This is a genomic window from Xanthobacter autotrophicus, assembly GCF_030015065.1.
Taxonomy (GTDB): Bacteria; Pseudomonadota; Alphaproteobacteria; order Rhizobiales; family Xanthobacteraceae; genus Xanthobacter; species Xanthobacter autotrophicus_D.
This window is the reverse complement of sequence record NZ_JAIVFN010000040.1, coordinates 1-16,390: the sequence shown is the minus strand read 5'-3', so window position 1 is coordinate 16,390 and position 16,390 is coordinate 1. Positions and strand designations below refer to the sequence as shown.

Here is a 16,390-nt window from a genome sequence, read left to right as displayed (position 1 = left end):
AGGAGGGGCGCGAACAAAACAGCGGACCCACGCCGCCGATCTCCGGCGCAAGGCCGGTCCTCCACCTCGCCGGCGCGAGCGGATCGGGCCGCGAGGGCGCTCGGCCCCGGGCTCGATGCTCTTGCGCTCGCCCGGACCGATCAGCCCTGCCACATAGAGCGGACGCATCTGCTGCCGCTTCTGCCAAAGTCGTGCTAATGCCTCGCCTCGAGGATCATGTTGAACGGCGTCGTTGCCGCCTGGCGGAAGGTCGAGAAGCCTCCGGCCCGAACCACCTCTTCGATGCGCCGCGCCCCGGCCTGCGCGCCGAGCGCGACGCCCTCGCCCTGGTTCAGCGCTGTCGGCACGCAGATGTGGGTCGATCCGGCATAATAGACCCGTCCGACGGGATTGAGGTTCTCCGCCAAGGAGTTGCCTGCCGCGGGCTCGACCAGCATGAGCGTGCCGTCGGGCTTTAGAACCCGCCGGATGTGCGCGGTGGCGCCTGCCGGGTCCCCCATGTCGTGCAACGCATCGAACAGCGTCACGAGGTCGAAGTCGCGCCCCTCGAAGTCCTGCGCGCGGCCGACCTCGAAGCGCACATTCGCGCGCCCCTCCACCAGCCGCTGCGCATGTTCGATCGAGCCGGCATGATAGTCGATGCCGACGAATTCCGAGTTGGGGAAGGCATCGGCCATCAGCAAGGTGGAGGCGCCGTGGCCGCATCCGACATCGGCGACACGCGCACCACGCTTGAGCTTCTCCACCACGCCGTCGAGCGCCGGCAACCATTCGGCGACGAGGTGCCCCCGATAGCCGGCCCGGAAGAAGCGCTCCACGCCGCAGAACAGGCAGTTGCAGTGCTCCCCCCAGTGCATCCCCTTGCCGGTCCTGAAGGCTTCCGCGAGCTTGGGCTCATCGTGATAGACGGCCGTGAGCATGCTGAAGCCGCCGACCATGGACACGGGGCTGTCGTCGTCGGCGAACACCGCGGCCTGTTCCGGCGACAGGGCGAAGCGGCCCGTTTGCGCGTCGTAGCTCACGAATCCGGACGCGGCCTGGGCGCAGAGCCATTCACGCACATAGCGCTCGAAGGTGCCGGTCCGGGCCGCAAGCTCGTCCGGCGTCGCGGCGCCCTCAGCGAGCGCCCGGAAGAGCCCGAGCTTGTCGCCCAGAATGACCAGAGCCGCGTTTGACGCCGCGCCGAGCTCGTTCACAACCGTGGCCAGCAGCGCCTGCAGCTTCTCCATGTTCACGTCCATCGTCCCTGCTCCAGGATAGGTCGGCGCCCACCGCGCCGTCGGGTCTGTGCTATCCTTGTAAAAACAGCAGGGTGAGGGGCAGAATGGCCGGGTCCGGGCGAATTGGGCCAGGACCCGGGAGCGCTCGCGAACGGGGTTTATTGATGAACCGGCCGCGAATTCGGGTCAGCATCCCGGTTTTCAGGGAATGCGATCCGTCGATCATCTATGGGGTCTTCGACACGCTTTGGGCCGCGGGGCGGCAGTGGGAGCATGTCCCGGGCGGCTCTGCGGACGGCCTCTTCGAGCCACGCCTGTTGGCCGTGGATACGCAGCCCCTCCAGCTCATCACCGGCGTGCATATCGTGCCCCAGGACACCATCGCCGGGACGCCGTCGACCGACATCGTCTTCGTGCCGAACGTCATCATCGGGGCCGGGCAGTCGCCGCGCGACCTCGACCGTGACCTCATCGACTGGATCCGGCGCATGAACCAAGGGGGCGCGCAGATCTATGCCGCCTGCGGCGGCGCCATCGTGCTCGCCGAGGCCGCCCTCCTCGATGGCCACGAGGCGACGACGCACTTCACCTATGCACCGATCTTCGACCAGTACTATCCGAAAGTCCGCCTCCGCATCGAGCGCATCCTGGTCCAGACCGGTCCGGACCAAAGCCTTTACTGTGCCGGCGGAGCTTCCTCCTGGCAGGACCTCGCGCTCCTGCTCATCGCCAAGCATGGCGGCACGCAGGAAGCGATCCGCATGTCGAAGCTCTTCCTCTACCAATGGCACCGTGACGGCCAGCTCCCCTTCGTCTCGATGATCCAGAACGTGAGGCACGGCGATGCGGTCATCCTCGAGTGCCAGAACTGGATTGCCCGGAACTACGAGCGCCAGAGCATCATCGCCGAGCTCGTCCAGCGCTCGGGATTGCCCAAGCGCAGCTTTGACCGGCGCTTTCGGGCCGCGACCGGCTATTCGCCGCTCGCTTACGTGCAGACGCTGCGGATCGAGGAGGCAAAGCAGATCCTCGAAACCAGCGACGCCACAGCCTCCGATATCGCGCACCAGGTCGGCTACGAGGACGAGGCGTCGTTCCGCCGGCTGTTCAGGCGCATGACCGGGATGACGCCCAGCACCTACCGCCGCACCCTTCGCCCCCCGAAAGCGCTGCTGGCTCCCTTCACGTCGCCCCTATAGGTCATCGACGGCCCATCGCGCCGCCCTGGCCTTGGAGCGGCCTCCGCCCGCCGGCGGCCCGGTCTCAAGGCCCGCCGCCTGCGGCGCGCCATGACATTCGCAGATCAGCACCGCGACCCTCGCTCATCCTGAACGCGGAGTGAGCGTGGCGTTCACTATCGAGGTCTTGAGCGCCGCCCATGACCGCACGGGCTTTTCCTGCGGCACCTTCGTGCTCGACCGCCATCTGAGGGAGCAGGCCACCCAGGACATGAAGCGCCGGGCCGCGCTCTGCTATGGGGCCTGCGCCGAGGGCGCGAAGGCGGTGGCGGGCTTCTACACGCTGTCCGCCGGCGACGTGGCGCTGAAGGACACTCCCGAGGATCTGGCCCGCCGCCTGCCACGCTATCCAGTGGTCCGGGTGGCCCGCATCGGCCGGCTCGCGGTGGACCAAGCATTCCAGGGCAGGAAGCTCGGCGCCACTCTGCTGTGGGATGCGGCCGAGCGGGCGCTGCGGGCCGAGACGGGGGTTTATGCGCTGGCGGTGGATGCCAAGGACGAGGGGGCGACCGCGTTCTCGCCCGCTTCAGCTTCGTTGCCTTCAGCTACCGGCCGCTCCAGCTCTTCCTGCCGCTGGCGACCATTGCCAAAGCCAGGCCGGAGAGGATGCAATGGGGAACGCGCAGCAGGTTCCCCTTGCCAGGATGGCGTGTATGACACGCACATCTTGGCGCGCGTGGAGCGCGTCAGCCCAAGTTCCGTCATACGATTCGGAATGCCCCGGACTCATCGCCTCGGTGCCATCCCCCGAAGCTCCCGGATATGTTGTTCCCTGCGCGTGGAGGTGGTTGATGGAGGCTCGTCCAGATCCGGGAGCGCGCCACTTCCAGACCTTCAGCGACCGAGCCGTCCGAATTGAATAGCCGTAGAAAGAGCCGTATTGCCTGCCGTGCGCCATACTCCAGATGAGTGCAAATGAGCTTTGCGCCGCTCTCGGATTGCGTGGATGCCAGGGCGCTCGCCAGTCTGACCAATCGGGGCAATGGATTGAAATAAAAAAGGCAGCGCCGGAGCGCTGCCCTTATCTGGTGCAGACTGGCTGCTTGTTAACCGCCAGACCACGATCTCTGTATTTTCAGGATAGCGGTATGGAGATCGCAGTCAAGCTCGGTCTTAGAGATCGTGGTCCAGAAGCAATAACTCTGATCACGTCCAGGGCGCTGACCGCAATATAGGCCGCAGGCCGAGTGAGCGAAAGCGTTTAATGTGATCAGAGTTAGCCTTGATCTTCAGCGCATGCTCGCTATGGTGGTGGCTCCGGCGTGTCGTGCGCACGTCGGATGGCGACCCCGGCACGAGAAGGGTTTCCGCCCGGCTCATATTCGGTTCCACAAGGGTTGCGGATCTTGATCGCCATCTTTGGTTGCAATCAATTTATATGTGCAATTGGAGGATGCAGGTGGCTTGGCGACTTTCCCTGGACCTCGGTGCCGGTTCCATCGGCTGGTGTGCCCTTGCCCTTGAGGAGAATGGGGCGCCAGTTTCCATCCTCGCCGCCGGCGTTCGCCTGTTCGGGGATGGCCGTGCGCCCAGCCGGGGCGATCAGCAGGGCACGCCGCTCGCGGTGGAGCGCCGCGCCGCCCGCGCCATGCGGCGGCGGCGCGACCGCTTCAAGCAGCGCCAAGCTGCCCTTCTGAAGCATCTGGAGCTGGACGGCCTGTTCCCGGCCGAGGCCACCGCCCGGCAGGCGCTGGAAGGCCGCGACCCCTTCGCTCTGCGCGCCCGCGCCCTCGATGCCCCACTGACCCTCCACGAGATCGGCCGCGCCCTGTTCCACATCAACCAGCGCCGGGGGTTCAAGTCGAACCGCAAAACCGACCGGGGCGCCGAGGATGACGCCGGCAAGATCGCCATCGGCATCGATCGCCTGCGCACTGCCATGGAGGGAGACGGCGCCCGCACCTTCGGCGAATTCCTGCATATGCGCCGCGCCGGCGCGGCGAACTCGAACGCTATCCCCTCGGTGCGCACCCGCCTGCGCCCGGAGCGGGAGGAGAATGCCCGTGGCGACGGCTATGATTTCTATCCCGGCCGGGATCTGCTGGAGGAGGAGTTCGACGCCATCTGGCAGGCGCAGGCGCCGTATCATCCGGGTGTGCTGACCCCGCAGGTGCATGATCGCCTGTTCGAGATCGTGTTCCACCAGCGCCCGCTCAAGCGGCCCAAGGTGGGCACCTGCACGCTGGTGCCCGGCGAGGAGCGGCTGCCCAAGGCGCATCCCCTGTTCCAGCGCCGCCGGCTGCTGGAGGAGGTGAATGCCCTCATGGTGGTGCGGGCCGGCGAAAAGGCCGAAGTCCTCACGCTGGAACAGCGCAACATCTTGCTGCTGGAACTGAAGAACAAGGCGAAGGTCTCCTTCGACAAGCTGCGCAAGCCGCTGAAGCTCGACCCCGATGCGCGCTTCAACAAGGAAAGCGAGCACCGTAGCGATCTGAAGGGCGACGAAGTCGCCGCCCTGCTCGGCCACAAGAGCCGGTTCGGTACGGGCTGGCAGCATCTTGCCCCCGACGCGCAATGGCAGGTGATCGCCCGCGTCCAGGAGGAGGAGGACGAAGCCGCGCTCAGGGCCTGGCTCGAAAGCGCCTGGCAGCTCACGCCGGAGCAGGCGAAGGCCGTTTCCGGTGTCCGGCTGCCGCAGGGCTACGGCCGTTTCGGCCTCACCGCGACGACCCGCCTGATCGCGGCCCTTGAGGCGGAGGTGATCACCTACGACAAGGCGGTGGCGAAGGCCGGGCTCGGCCACCACAGCGACTTCCGCACCGGGGAGATCTTCACCGACGACAAGGGCAACGCGGCGCTTCCCTATTATGGCGAGGTGCTGGAGCAGCACATCATGCCCGGCACCGCCGAGCCCTCCGATCCGGAGGAGATGCGTATCGGCCGGCTCACCAATCCCACCGTGCATATCGGCCTCAACCAGCTGCGGCGGCTGGTGAATGCGCTTGTGCGCCGGTTCGGCCGACCGGACGGCATCGTCATCGAGCTTGCCCGCGAACTGAAGCTGACCGACGACGAAAAGCAGCGCCGCAACCGCGAGAACACCAGGAACCGCCGTGACGCCGAGGAGCGCTCGAAGAAGCTTGCCGAATTGGGGCAGCCGGACACTGGAGCCAACCGCGCCCGGCTGAAGCTGTGGGAAGAGCTGAACCGCGAGAATGTGTTGGACCGGCGCTGCATCTATACCGGCGCGCAGATCTCCATGGACATGCTGTTCTCGGACAAGGTGGAGGTGGACCACATCCTGCCCTTCGATGCGACGCTGGACGATTCCAACGCCAACCGCATCCTGTGCCTGAGGGAGGCCAACCGCGAGAAGCGCAAACGCGCGCCCTTCGAGGCCTGGGGCCACACCGACCGCTGGGCCCAGATCGCCGAGCTGGCAAGCCGCCTGTCCAAGGAGAAGCGCTGGCGGTTCGAGCCCGATGCCATGAAGAAATTCGAGGGCGAGGGTTTCATCGCCCGCCATCTCGTGGACACGCAATATCTCTCGCGCATGGCGCGCCAGTATCTTTCCGCCCTCTATCCCGATACCGGCGAGGGCTCTGGCCGGGTGTGGGTGGCCACGGGGCGCCTCACCGAGCTGGTGCGCCGCAAGCTCGGGCTGAATAGCCTGCTGCCGGATCACAATTTCGGCGGCGGCGCGGACCAGCCCAAGAACCGCCTGGACCATCGCCACCACGCCATCGATGCTGCCGTGATCGGCATTCTCGACCGTGGCATGCTGCAACGCATGGCGAGGGTCTCCGGCGAGGAAGGCAGGGAGGGAGCCGAACGGGTGGTTGTGCCCGATCCCTGGCCCACCTTCCGCGACGACCTGAAGGCCGCCGTCAACGCCATCGTGGTCAGCCACCGGCCGGACCACGGCACGGCCTCCAAGGCTGGCCTTCCCAAGGGCCGCGACCAGACGGCGGGCCGCCTCCATAACGATACGGCCTATGGCCTGGTCAAGGACGGCCGCCCGGATGACGTAGTGCATCGCGTCCCGCTCGGCGCCCTGAAGGCCGCGGAGCTGGAGGCCGACGACGCATCCGGCAAACGCCGCGTGCGTGATCCCGAACTACGCGCCGCCCTGCGCGATTTCACCCGAGGCCGCGAAGGCAAGGACTTCGAGCGGCGACTCGCTCAATTCCCTGAGCTTGGTCCGCTCCAGTTCCGCAACATCCGTCGCGTGCGGGTGGTCGAGCCCCTGTCGGTAATCCCCATCCGGGATCGCGAGGGTGTGGCCTACAAGGGCTACAAGGGCGATTCCAATTATCGCTGCGACGTCTGGGAAATGCCCGACGGCAAATGGGTGCCGGAGGTGATCTCCATGTTCGAGGCCCACCAGCCCGGCTGGGCCTCACGCATCAAGGCCGGTTGCCCGACCGCGCGCAAAGTGCTGCGCCTGCACAAGGACGATATTCTCGCCGTCGAGACCGCCGGCGAGCGGCGTCTCATGAAAGTCTTGCAGCTTTGGCAGAATGGTCAGGTCACCCTGGTCCCGCTCAACGAGGGTGGGGACCTGCGCGCCCGCTCCAAGAACGCCGACGACCCGTTCGAATACACTTCCCCCACGGCCGGAGGCCTGAAGAAGCTGAAGGCGCGCCAGGTCCGCGTGGATGAGGCCGGGCGCGTGTTCGACCCGGGCTTCCCGGCCCGCAAACCGGCCTCGGCCTCGAAAGCGGCGGAATAACAGAGGGAGGCGATGGAGCGGATTGTCGACATCGCCACCGATGGCCGCCACCTGTCCGCCCACCGGGGCTTCCTCGTGGTGAGCGAGGAGCGCCGCGAGGTCGGGCGCATTCCCCTCGACGACGTGTGCGCGGTCATCATCCATGCCCACGGTGTCACCTGGACCACCAACCTGGTGGTCGCGCTGGCCGAGCGCGGGGCCATCCTGCTCCTGTGTGGCCCCAACCACGCCCCCGTCGCCGTATGTCTGCCCCTTGAAGGCCACCATGCGCAGAACGCCCGCATCCGTGCCCAGCTCGAGGCGGGACGCCCGCTGCTGAAGCAGCTCTGGAGACAGGTGATCGTCGCCAAGATCTCCTGGCAGGCGGCGGTGCTTGAATCCTGCGGCGTCTCGGCCTCGGCCTTCGACCTGCTCGCCCGCAAGGTGCGCTCGGGCGATCCGGACAACGTGGAAGCCCAGGCCGCGCGGCGCTACTGGCCCCTGCTGATGGGCGAAGCCTTCCGGCGAGATCGGGAGGCAGACGGCGTAAACGCCTTGCTGAACTACGGCTATACGGTTCTGCGATCCTTGTGCGCGCGCTCGGCGGTGGCGGCGGGCCTGCATCCCTCCATGGGCATCCACCATGCGAACCGAACCAACGCCTTCGCGCTGGCCGACGATCTGGTGGAGCCGCTGCGCCCTCTGGTGGATGCGCTGGCCCTGAGGCTGGTCGCGGCCGGCATCGAGACCGTGACGCCCGAGGCCAAGCGCGCCTTCGCCAGCCTCATCGCCCTCGACCTGCCGGTGGAGGGCGGCACCACCACCGTGGCGGGCGCCGCCCAGCGTACGGCCCAGACGCTGGCGACGGCATTTCAGACCGGACGGTCCGCCGAACTCGTGCTGCCGCGCCCGCCATCGCGGCTGGAACTGGCGGGGCTCGGGGCCCTCGTCCGATGACCGCCACGCAACTCAGCGGATACCGGCTCATGTGGATCTTCGTGATGTTCGACCTGCCGGTGGGCAGCCGGGCGGAGATGCACGCCGCCACAAAATTCCGGCAGTTTCTGCTCGACGAAGGGTTCGAGAAAAGCCAGTTTTCCGTCTATGCGCGCTTCTGCAACGGCAAGGAGCAGTTCGAGGCGTACATGCGCCGCATCGAATCGAACTTGCCCGAACAGGGCGAGATCCACATCCTCACCTTCACGGACCGGCAGTATGAGAACATCGTCCGTTTCTCGGGCCAGCGCCGGCGGCGTCCCCGCAAAAATCCCGACCAGTTGGCCTTGTTCTGACGGAATGCCGCATTTTCAGGCCGTCCTGATTGCCGCCATCCCCTTTGGTATCAAGGGGATGGCGGCAGATCGAGGATAGCCGCTCAGAGATCGTGGTCCAGCGGCAACGCCATGGGGTTTGTGGTCTCGCAGACTACCAGGATAGCCGCTCAGAGATCGTGGTCCAGCGGCAACACGATGCAGCCTGAGAAGGAGGTGACCAAGAGGATAGCCGCTCAGAGATCGTGGTCCAGCGGCAACTTCAGCTTGGCGCCGGTACGCTTGGACCGGAGGATAGCCGCTCAGAGATCGTGGTCCAGCGGCAACCGGTGGGCGGGGATTGGTGGGACGACACCGAGGATAGCCGCTCAGAGATCGTGGTCCAGCGGCAACCGGCGGGGCGATGCCGAACTACCAGGGCATGAGGATAGCCGCTCAGAGATCGTGGTCCAGCGGCAACTTGCCGGCGGCTACGGCCGCAGCATGACCGAGGATAGCCGCTCAGAGATCGTGGTCCAGCGGCAACGGTGGCGAGGACGTCGAGCAATTCGCGTGAAGGATAGCCGCTCAGAGATCGTGGTCCAGCGGCAACAGCGCGTCGCCTTCGCCTATCTCGACAGCAAGGATAGCCGCTCAGAGATCGTGGTCCAGCGGCAACAGACGCATAGCTCTCGAAATATCCGAGGTGAGGATAGCCGCTCAGAGATCGTGGTCCAGCGGCAACATCGCATTCGAGGCGGACATGCCGACCTTTAGGATAGCCGCTCAGAGATCGTGGTCCAGCGGCAACTGGCGCTGTGAACTCGTGGCCGCAGAAGCGAGGATAGCCGCTCAGAGATCGTGGTCCAGCGGCAACTTGCAACGCGGTTCATCAACATGGGGGTTGAGGATAGCCGCTCAGAGATCGTGGTCCAGCGGCAACATCTCGACGGTGAGCCCATCACCAAGCCGAAGGATAGCCGCTCAGAGATCGTGGTCCAGCGGCAACCGCGCCGGTGAGGTTACCTTGACGCCTTGCAGGATAGCCGCTCAGAGATCGTGGTCCAGCGGCAACAGCCCCAAGCCGGGAACCACGACCGCCAATAGGATAGCCGCTCAGAGATCGTGGTCCAGCGGCAACACCGTCCGCGTCTGGAAATACTCGCACGGTAGGATAGCCGCTCAGAGATCGTGGTCCAGCGGCAACGACGCAGCCATCGGCAAGCTGCTGTCGTGGAGGATAGCCGCTCAGAGATCGTGGTCCAGCGGCAACCTTCGTGAGAAGCTCGAGGACAACAACGTTAGGATAGCCGCTCAGAGATCGTGGTCCAGCGGCAACATGCGCCGCCAAATGCCGTTGTCGGTGCCGAGGATAGCCGCTCAGAGATCGTGGTCCAGCGGCAACTCTGTGGGGCGCTTGAGGCCGGCGCCGACGAGGATAGCCGCTCAGAGATCGTGGTCCAGCGGCAACCAAGCGGGAAATGGGTGTCTATTATTCTCCAGGATAGCCGCTCAGAGATCGTGGTCCAGCGGCAACGAAGTCCACGTTCTCCCTGGAGTAGAGCGCAGGATAGCCGCTCAGAGATCGTGGTCCAGCGGCAACCCGTTCCCCCCAACCGGTGCGCAGCAGGTAGAAGATGGCGCTCATGGCCGCCCGCATGCCGGTCTTGCGTGGCCGTCCACCTAGCGAGGCCGGCGGGATCAGCGGGGCGAGATGCCGCCACTCCGCCTCCGTCAGATTGCTCGGAAAGCGCCCGCTCTCCCGACGATGGATTGCCTGCTGCTCCGCCGTCCACATCACAAATCACCGCTCCAAACCTCGCAGAACCGGTGAATCACGCAACCTCGCCAAGAGCAACGACCTTTTGGGTCAGGCTCTAAGGCATGGCCGCGTGGTGGCCGCGCTGAAGCCGCTGGCGGGCGGGCAGCATCAACTCCAGATGGCCGCGCCATCGCGCCGGGCTCTCTCCCGAGCGCAGTCCCTTCGCCTTCGCCACATCGAGGATTTTCTCAATCCGACCGCGAATTCTCGAAGCGGTCTCGGCCTTCGCCTGCCAGAGGGGCGTGATAATCGCCAGCACCGCAGCGGTGTCGATCTCATCCACCGGCTTCTCGCGAATCGAAGTGCAGTAGCCGCTGTCGGTCAGGGCGCCGTCCTCGCCCCGTTCGACGCTGAGCGACGTGCGCCACTGAGCGACGTGCTTCTCGTTCCGCCAGCCCGGCTCCATTGCCTTGATGTGCTCTTCAGCGACCTCGGCGAAGGTGGGTACCTTCCGCTCGGGCCGCGCCGCCGCTCGCTTCGCGGCGATGGGATCGACCCCAGCGGCCACCATCTTTCGCGCCTCGGCGGCGGCCTCGCGCGCCTCCGCGAGACTGACCGCCTTGCAGGAGCCCAAGCCCAGCTCCCGTAGCCGGCCGGTCCCCGGCTGCGACGGATTGCCTTTCCACCGAAACAAGTACACCCATCGGCGTGCTCCGGATGGATCGACAACCAGATACAAGCCCCCCGCCGTCAGCGTGCCGGCCGGGCTTGGTGATCGTCTGAACCTGACGTGCGGTCAGGCGATTCAGCGCGAGTGCCATGCTGGAACCCCCATCGTTGGGGCGGGATCGCCCCCAACGATTTCGCCCCAACACCAGCCTCAACGTAGGACTAAAATCCAGCGTAATTCAGTGATACCAAGGCTTCCCAAGATTTCCGGAAACCCTTTGTTTTTCAGGGCTTTCTGGTTCGTCGGTGAACTGTCCGGAAGGGGTAAATGGCGGAGACGGAGGGATTCGAACCCTCGAGACCCTTTTGGGGGTCTGCTCATTTAGCAAACGAGTGCCTTCAGCCTCTCGGCCACGTCTCCAGCACGTCTCCCTATGCCGAACCCAAGCGCCCTTTGCAAGGCATCCGGCACCGCAACCCTCCGGAAATGTGACACCGGCAGATCAGACAGCGGGTCAGACAGACCCCATCCCGCTCGCCGCACAGCCTGCCCGGGCAGGGCCCGGCGGGGGATCAGCGCCCGGCATCCCGCCGCACGGCGACGGCGGCGGCGAGGTGCGACGCCACATCGGACCAGTGGCCGCGCCGGCCGCGAACAAGCCCGAGCGAGGGATAAAGGGGGCTCGCGCCGGCCTCGCGACCCCAGCACCAGTGCGCCGCGGCATCCACCGCGACGACGCCCGGGCGGCCTCGGGCACCGGCCAGATGGGCGAGCGCCCCCTCCCCCGTGACCACCAGATCCAGATGCTGGATCACCGCGGCCGTATCGGTCAGGGCGCCATCCTTGTCCCAGTCCGGCACCAGACGCGCCACCTGCCCGCCGAACGCCGACGCGGCGAGCTCGGCCTCCGCAGCGGGGCCCGTCTCGAGGCTCAGCAGCGCCACGCCGTCGAGCGCCGCGAGCTCGGCAAAGGCGGCGAGCAGGCCGGTATCGCCGTTCCAGCCGATGCCCACGGCAAATCCCTGCGGCCGCAGGTCCCTCCAGCGGGCGATGCGCGCAGGATCGGCAAGGAGATAGGGCGGATGCGGCCAATCGTGGGGATCCGGCGCCACAAGACCGGGCAGGCCGACGAGCGGCACCCAGCGCAGGTGCGGATCGCGCACGTCCACCCCGGCGAGGTCGCCCGCCACCGGAACGCGCGCGTCGATGCGCGACAGCACCGCCACGTGCTCCGCCTCCGCCAGCAGGCGCGCGGGAATTTTCCGGTCAGCCAGCACCCGCAGCAGACGGCCGAACAGAATCAGGTCGGCGAGATCCCCCTCTGCGGTCACGATCAGGGTCGAGGGCGCCTCCACCCCGTCCCAACGCGGCAGCGGCAACGGCTGTTGCGCCGAGGCGGCGAGCACCCGTTCGGCCTCAAGGGCGGCCCAGCCCTCCGCCCAGCGCCCTGCGGCGAGATAGTCCGGCGCGTACGGGCCGGGGACTTCCACCGCAGCCGGATGCTCCGGAACAATGCCCCCATCCGGCGGAGCGGGATCAAGGGGCAGCGGTGACGGGGCGACGGGAACGGCCGCCACGGCTTCTTCCGTAACGGCGAGGGCGACGTCGAAATCGACCGGCGCCTGCCCCGCGTCACCCCGATCCGGCGCAGCATCGGCCGGACTACCGGAGCCGGGCGCCTCGGGTTCGACCGGGCACGGAGCATCTTCGGCTCCCTCACGCTCGGCCAGCTGATGCTCCACCTGCGCCAGCGCCAGCCGGAAGGCGGACCGATCCGGCGCGGCGGCGAGGGCGGCGCTGAAGGCCAGCCGCGCGGCCGGCAGGTCCCCGGCTGCGTTGAAGGTCTGGCCGATGAGAAAATGGGCGTCCGCAAGATCGGGCTTGAGGTGCAGGGCGGCCTGCGCCGCCCGTGCCGCCTCGGCGCCGCGGCCGAAGCCCAGCAGAAGCGCCCCCTTGGCGAGGAAATGCGCCGGCTCCCAGGGCTGGAGCTCGCTCAGCCGCTCGAAATCGGCGAGGGCCTCGGCCTCCTGGCCGAGCCGCACGCGGACCTGCGCACGATTGGCGATGGCCTCCAGAAAACGGGGATCGAGGGCCAGCACCTTGTCGAACCGCGCCACGGCCTCCGCGTCGCGGCCGAGGCTGGCGAGCACGTTGCCCGCCATGTAGTGGGCTTCGACCAGGCCCGGATCGAGCTTCGCAGCCGCCTCGAAGGCAGCAAGCGCCCGGTCCCATTTGCGTTCGGCCTGAAGCGTCGCGCCGAGCAGCACATGGGCGTGGGGATTGCCGGAATGGCCCTGCTTCGCCCGGCGGGCCACGGCGTGGGCCTCCTTGGTCCGTCCCGCCTGCAACTCGGCGAACACGATGAGGCGTTCCACCTCGAACACCCCTGGGCGCGCCTTCAACAAGCGTCGATAGATCTCGATCGCCTCGTCAAGGCGGCCTTCCCGGTGCAATGCGGTGGCGCGGGAAAATGCGGCGCGCTCGTCCTCGGCCATGGGCGCTCCTCGCCGCGGAATCAGTCGGCGTCACCCTTATAGCATTGCCGGCTCACGCGGCGATCGGATCGCGGTGCCCGGCTCAGCGGGCGCGCTGGCCGAACAGCACGCTCTGGGCGTCCTTGTCCTTGGAAAGGTCCACCTTGGCCCGCTCCTCGGCATTCACGGCGAGGCCCCGCTGCACGGCGGGCCGCGCCAGGACGCGCTCCAGCCAGGCCTTGAAGTGGGGAAACTCCTCGATGTGCTGGCCCTGCCGCTCCCACAGCTTGGCCCAGCCCACGCAGGCGATGTCGGCGATGGAATAGTCGCCGGCGAGATATTCGCGGTCTTTGAGGCGGGTGTTCATCACGCCATAGAGCCGGTGCACCTCGTTGGTGTAGCGCTCGACGGCATAGGGGATCTTCTCCGGCGCATAGATGCGGAAATGGTGCGCCTGCCCCGCCATGGGGCCAAGGCCCCCCATCTGCCAGAACAGCCACTGGTCCACCTCCACCCGGCCGCGCTCGTCGGCGGGGTAGAACAGCCCGGTCTTGCGGCCGAGATACTGGAGGATGGCGCCGGATTCGAACACCGAGATGGGCTGCCCGCCCGGACCATCCGGATCGACGATGGCCGGCATCTTGTTGTTGGGGGAGATGGCGAGGAAATCCGGCTTGAACTGGTCGCCCTTGCCGATGTTCACGAGGTTCACTGCATAGGGCAGCCCGCACTCCTCCAGCATGATGGTGATCTTCCATCCGTTGGGGGTGGGCCAGTAGAAAAGCTCGATCGGCAAAGACTGGACTGCGGCCATGATGCGCTCCCGGAGCCCGCTGCGGCGGATCATCTGGCGATCCAGCCGGCAAACGGTCTCTTCTTCGTGTCAAAGGCCGGTCCCGCGGCCGAGGGCTAGAGGTAGACAGGAGCCCGCCCGAGGGCAAGGGGGAGACCACCGGGCATGCCGTCCCGGGCCGCCGAGGCCAGGGAAACGCCGGCTACAGCTCGATCTTGAAGCCCTCGTGCGAGTTGGCGAAACCCAGCCGGCGATAGAATCGGTGGGCGCCGGTACGGACCTTGTTGGAGGTGAGGGCAAGACTCGCCGCGCCGGCACGGCCGGCCTCGGCCATGGCGAAGCGCACCATGGCCTCACCGATGCGACGGCCGCGCAGCGCCGCGTCCACCTGCACCGCCTCCAGAAAGGCGCGCAGGGCCCCGCGCCCCGGCAGGCTGCGCACCAGCACGATCTGGAAGGTGCCCGCCACCCGTCCGTCGAGCTCGGCCGCATAGAGCGTCGCCCGCGGATCTGCGGCGATGGCGTCGAAGGCCGCGCGGTAGGCGTCGAGGGCCGCCGCATCGCAGGTGTCGCCGTGGCCGCCGAGCGCGTCGGCGGCGAACAGCGCCACCAGCGCCGGCAGGTCTCCCGGCCGGGCCGGGCGGATCAGGAGGCCCGTCAGCGGCACAGGGGATCGTCCGGCGACAGGACGGTCATCTGCCAGTCGCTCCAGCGATGGGGATTCATGGCTGGCGACCACCATTTCACAGCCATCTCGATGGTGTTCTTGTCGGCCGGCGGCAGCAGCAGCCGGGGCAGGCCGTTGGCGATGCCGGTGATGCGCGCGCATCCCGTGGTCGGGCGCGACGGCGGGCGATACTGGTCCTCGTACCAAACCACCACCCGCGCACCGGGAATGGCGGCGCGCAGGCGCCCGGCCGAGAAGCGGTCGTCGGCGACGAGGGTGGGCGACGTGCCGAGCTTGGCGGAAACGCCGAACTGCATCTTGTACAGCGGCTCCGCCGCCACGCAGCGCCCGCACAGGCGCGGATCGGGCCACAGGGGCACGGCGACGCGCACCGCCATGACGCCCACCGCCATGGCGGCGAGCACGCCCAGATACAGGCCGACGCGCGGCCGCCAGCCGCCGAGGCGCTCCAGTTCCGCGAACAGATAGACCGGCAGCAGCAGCAGGAAGACGTGGAAGTAGCGGTCGCGCAGGTTCGTGGTGCCCACCGCGAAGGTGGTGGCGAGGGTGATCACGATGCCGAGCACGATCACGGTGCGCAGCACCCGCCGCGCGGCGCCGCGCTCGCCATCGTCGGGCAGCGCCCCCTCGCCCCGGTTGTAGGGGAGGAAGACCAGCGCCATCAGCGCGGCGAGGGGCAGCACATAGCCCGCCAGCGCCCCCACCACCGAGGCCAGCACCGCGTCCCATCCCGCGCCGGTGGCGCCGATGGTCTGGGCGGTGGCCTGGGCCACGTTCTGCCCGTAGTGCCAGAGCGCCCAGCCATAGATGCCGAGCGGCACCGCCGCCACGAGGAGGGTGACGAGGATGCGCCGGTCGAGCAGCACCCTGCGGTAGGTCGGTTCGATCAGGCAGCCGATCGCGAGGACGCCGAGGAAGGCGACGAAGCCGAACTTGCCGAGGATGCCCACCGCGATCCACGCGCCGAGCCCGGCATAAAGGCCGGCGGAGGGCTTGCGGGCCAGCGCGACGACAGTGAGGAAGGCGCCGGCAATGGCGACAATCATCACATTGGAATGGGTGAGGATGCGATGGCTGTGATAGCCGATCACCCAGATGGCGGAGAGGGAGAAGGTGGCGAGCGCCTGCAGGCGGGGCTCCGCGATCACCCGGCGGGCGATGCGGTAGACCAGCATGGCGCAGGCGAACAGCAGCGTGTAGCGCAGCAGGGCGAAGGAGAGGCGGTCGGTGCCCACCACCTGCTGGAGGCCCCACAGCAGCCAGTCGAAGAACGGCGGGTTGCGCGGGACGTAGGACAGTTCCAGCGACTGGACCAGATAGCTCTCGATAGCGTCGTCGGCATTGACGGCGATCTCGAAGACGGTGGCGATGACGGCGTGCAGCACCATATAGGCGCCGACGATGACCGCGACGCCGTCCTGCCGCGCCCAGAACGGAACGGCTTTCGGCGCGACGGCGTCGGCCTCCCGGTGGAGATAGGTGTCAGTCACGGGACACTCCTGATGCGCGGGCCTCTATAGCCGCGACCACCAGCCGGCGCCACCTTCGGGGTGCGGCGGCCGGCGCCGGCGCGCGGACGGCTTGGCCGGGCCGGCGAGCGGGCCGCTCCATGCACCGCCCCCCGGTGCCCCTCTCCCGCTTGCC

General features: G+C 67.5%; 11 protein-coding genes, 1 tRNA gene, 1 pseudogene and 1 CRISPR repeat array. Of the genes and pseudogenes, 5 read left to right on the top strand and 8 right to left on the bottom strand.

Going from position 1 to position 16,390, the window contains the following annotated elements:
• Positions 1-194 precede the first annotated feature (194 nt).
• On the bottom strand, positions 195-1,241 hold the full coding sequence (locus tag K9U40_RS10420) for a class I SAM-dependent methyltransferase (RefSeq protein WP_282890127.1): 1,047 nt from the start codon (positions 1,239-1,241) through the stop codon (positions 195-197).
• Positions 1,242-1,384: 143 nt separating this feature from the next.
• Between K9U40_RS10420 and K9U40_RS10415 the strand changes: the two genes are divergently transcribed.
• The 5 genes from K9U40_RS10415 (at position 1,385) to cas2 (ending at position 8,401) form a co-directional block, all read left to right on the top strand.
• Positions 1,385-2,419, top strand: coding sequence for a GlxA family transcriptional regulator (locus K9U40_RS10415; protein WP_282890126.1), 1,035 nt, complete (start codon positions 1,385-1,387; stop codon positions 2,417-2,419).
• 145 nt (positions 2,420-2,564) lie between these two features.
• Complete coding sequence (locus K9U40_RS10410; protein WP_282890125.1) at positions 2,565-3,317, top strand: GNAT family N-acetyltransferase; 753 nt, start codon at positions 2,565-2,567, stop codon at positions 3,315-3,317.
• A gap of 540 nt (positions 3,318-3,857) precedes the next feature.
• Positions 3,858-7,130 carry a type II CRISPR RNA-guided endonuclease Cas9 gene (gene cas9, locus K9U40_RS10405; RefSeq protein ID WP_282890124.1) on the top strand — a complete coding sequence of 1,091 codons (3,273 nt, stop codon included), beginning with the start codon at positions 3,858-3,860 and terminating at the stop codon, positions 7,128-7,130.
• Positions 7,131-7,142: 12 nt separating this feature from the next.
• On the top strand, positions 7,143-8,066 hold the full coding sequence (gene cas1, locus K9U40_RS10400) for a type II CRISPR-associated endonuclease Cas1 (protein ID WP_282890123.1): 924 nt from the start codon (positions 7,143-7,145) through the stop codon (positions 8,064-8,066).
• Positions 8,063-8,401 carry a CRISPR-associated endonuclease Cas2 gene (cas2, locus tag K9U40_RS10395; RefSeq protein WP_349239428.1) on the top strand — a complete coding sequence of 113 codons (339 nt, stop codon included), beginning with the start codon at positions 8,063-8,065 and terminating at the stop codon, positions 8,399-8,401. Before cas1 ends, cas2 begins: the two co-directional genes overlap by 4 nt.
• Positions 8,402-8,473: 72 nt before the next feature.
• Positions 8,474-9,962: a CRISPR direct-repeat array (repeat unit 36 nt; unit sequence AGGATAGCCGCTCAGAGATCGTGGTCCAGCGGCAAC).
• 24 nt (positions 9,963-9,986) lie between these two features.
• Here the strand turns inward: cas2 and K9U40_RS24810 are convergent.
• The 7 genes and pseudogenes from K9U40_RS24810 to K9U40_RS10365 form a co-directional block, all read right to left on the bottom strand.
• Positions 9,987-10,157: pseudogene (locus K9U40_RS24810) on the bottom strand (IS5/IS1182 family transposase); the annotation flags it as partial.
• A gap of 79 nt (positions 10,158-10,236) precedes the next feature.
• Entirely contained in the window at positions 10,237-10,821 is a 585-nt protein-coding gene (locus tag K9U40_RS10390; protein ID WP_282890143.1) for a phage integrase central domain-containing protein, read from the bottom strand.
• Positions 10,822-11,119: 298 nt separating this feature from the next.
• Positions 11,120-11,211: transfer RNA gene (locus tag K9U40_RS10385), tRNA-Ser, on the bottom strand.
• Between the two features lie 152 nt (positions 11,212-11,363).
• Positions 11,364-13,286 (bottom strand): tetratricopeptide repeat protein, encoded by a 1,923-nt coding sequence (locus tag K9U40_RS10380; RefSeq protein ID WP_282890122.1) that lies wholly within the window; start codon positions 13,284-13,286, stop codon positions 11,364-11,366.
• Between the two features lie 82 nt (positions 13,287-13,368).
• Positions 13,369-14,079, bottom strand: a complete 711-nt coding sequence (locus K9U40_RS10375) for a glutathione S-transferase N-terminal domain-containing protein (protein ID WP_282890121.1) — start codon at positions 14,077-14,079, stop codon at positions 13,369-13,371.
• Between the two features lie 181 nt (positions 14,080-14,260).
• Complete coding sequence (locus K9U40_RS10370) at positions 14,261-14,719, bottom strand: GNAT family N-acetyltransferase (protein WP_414114996.1); 459 nt, start codon at positions 14,717-14,719, stop codon at positions 14,261-14,263.
• Positions 14,716-16,236 (bottom strand): ArnT family glycosyltransferase, encoded by a 1,521-nt coding sequence (locus K9U40_RS10365; protein ID WP_282890119.1) that lies wholly within the window; start codon positions 16,234-16,236, stop codon positions 14,716-14,718. The genes K9U40_RS10370 and K9U40_RS10365 overlap by 4 nt, the downstream gene beginning before the upstream one ends.
• Between the last annotated feature and the right edge of the window lie 154 nt (positions 16,237-16,390).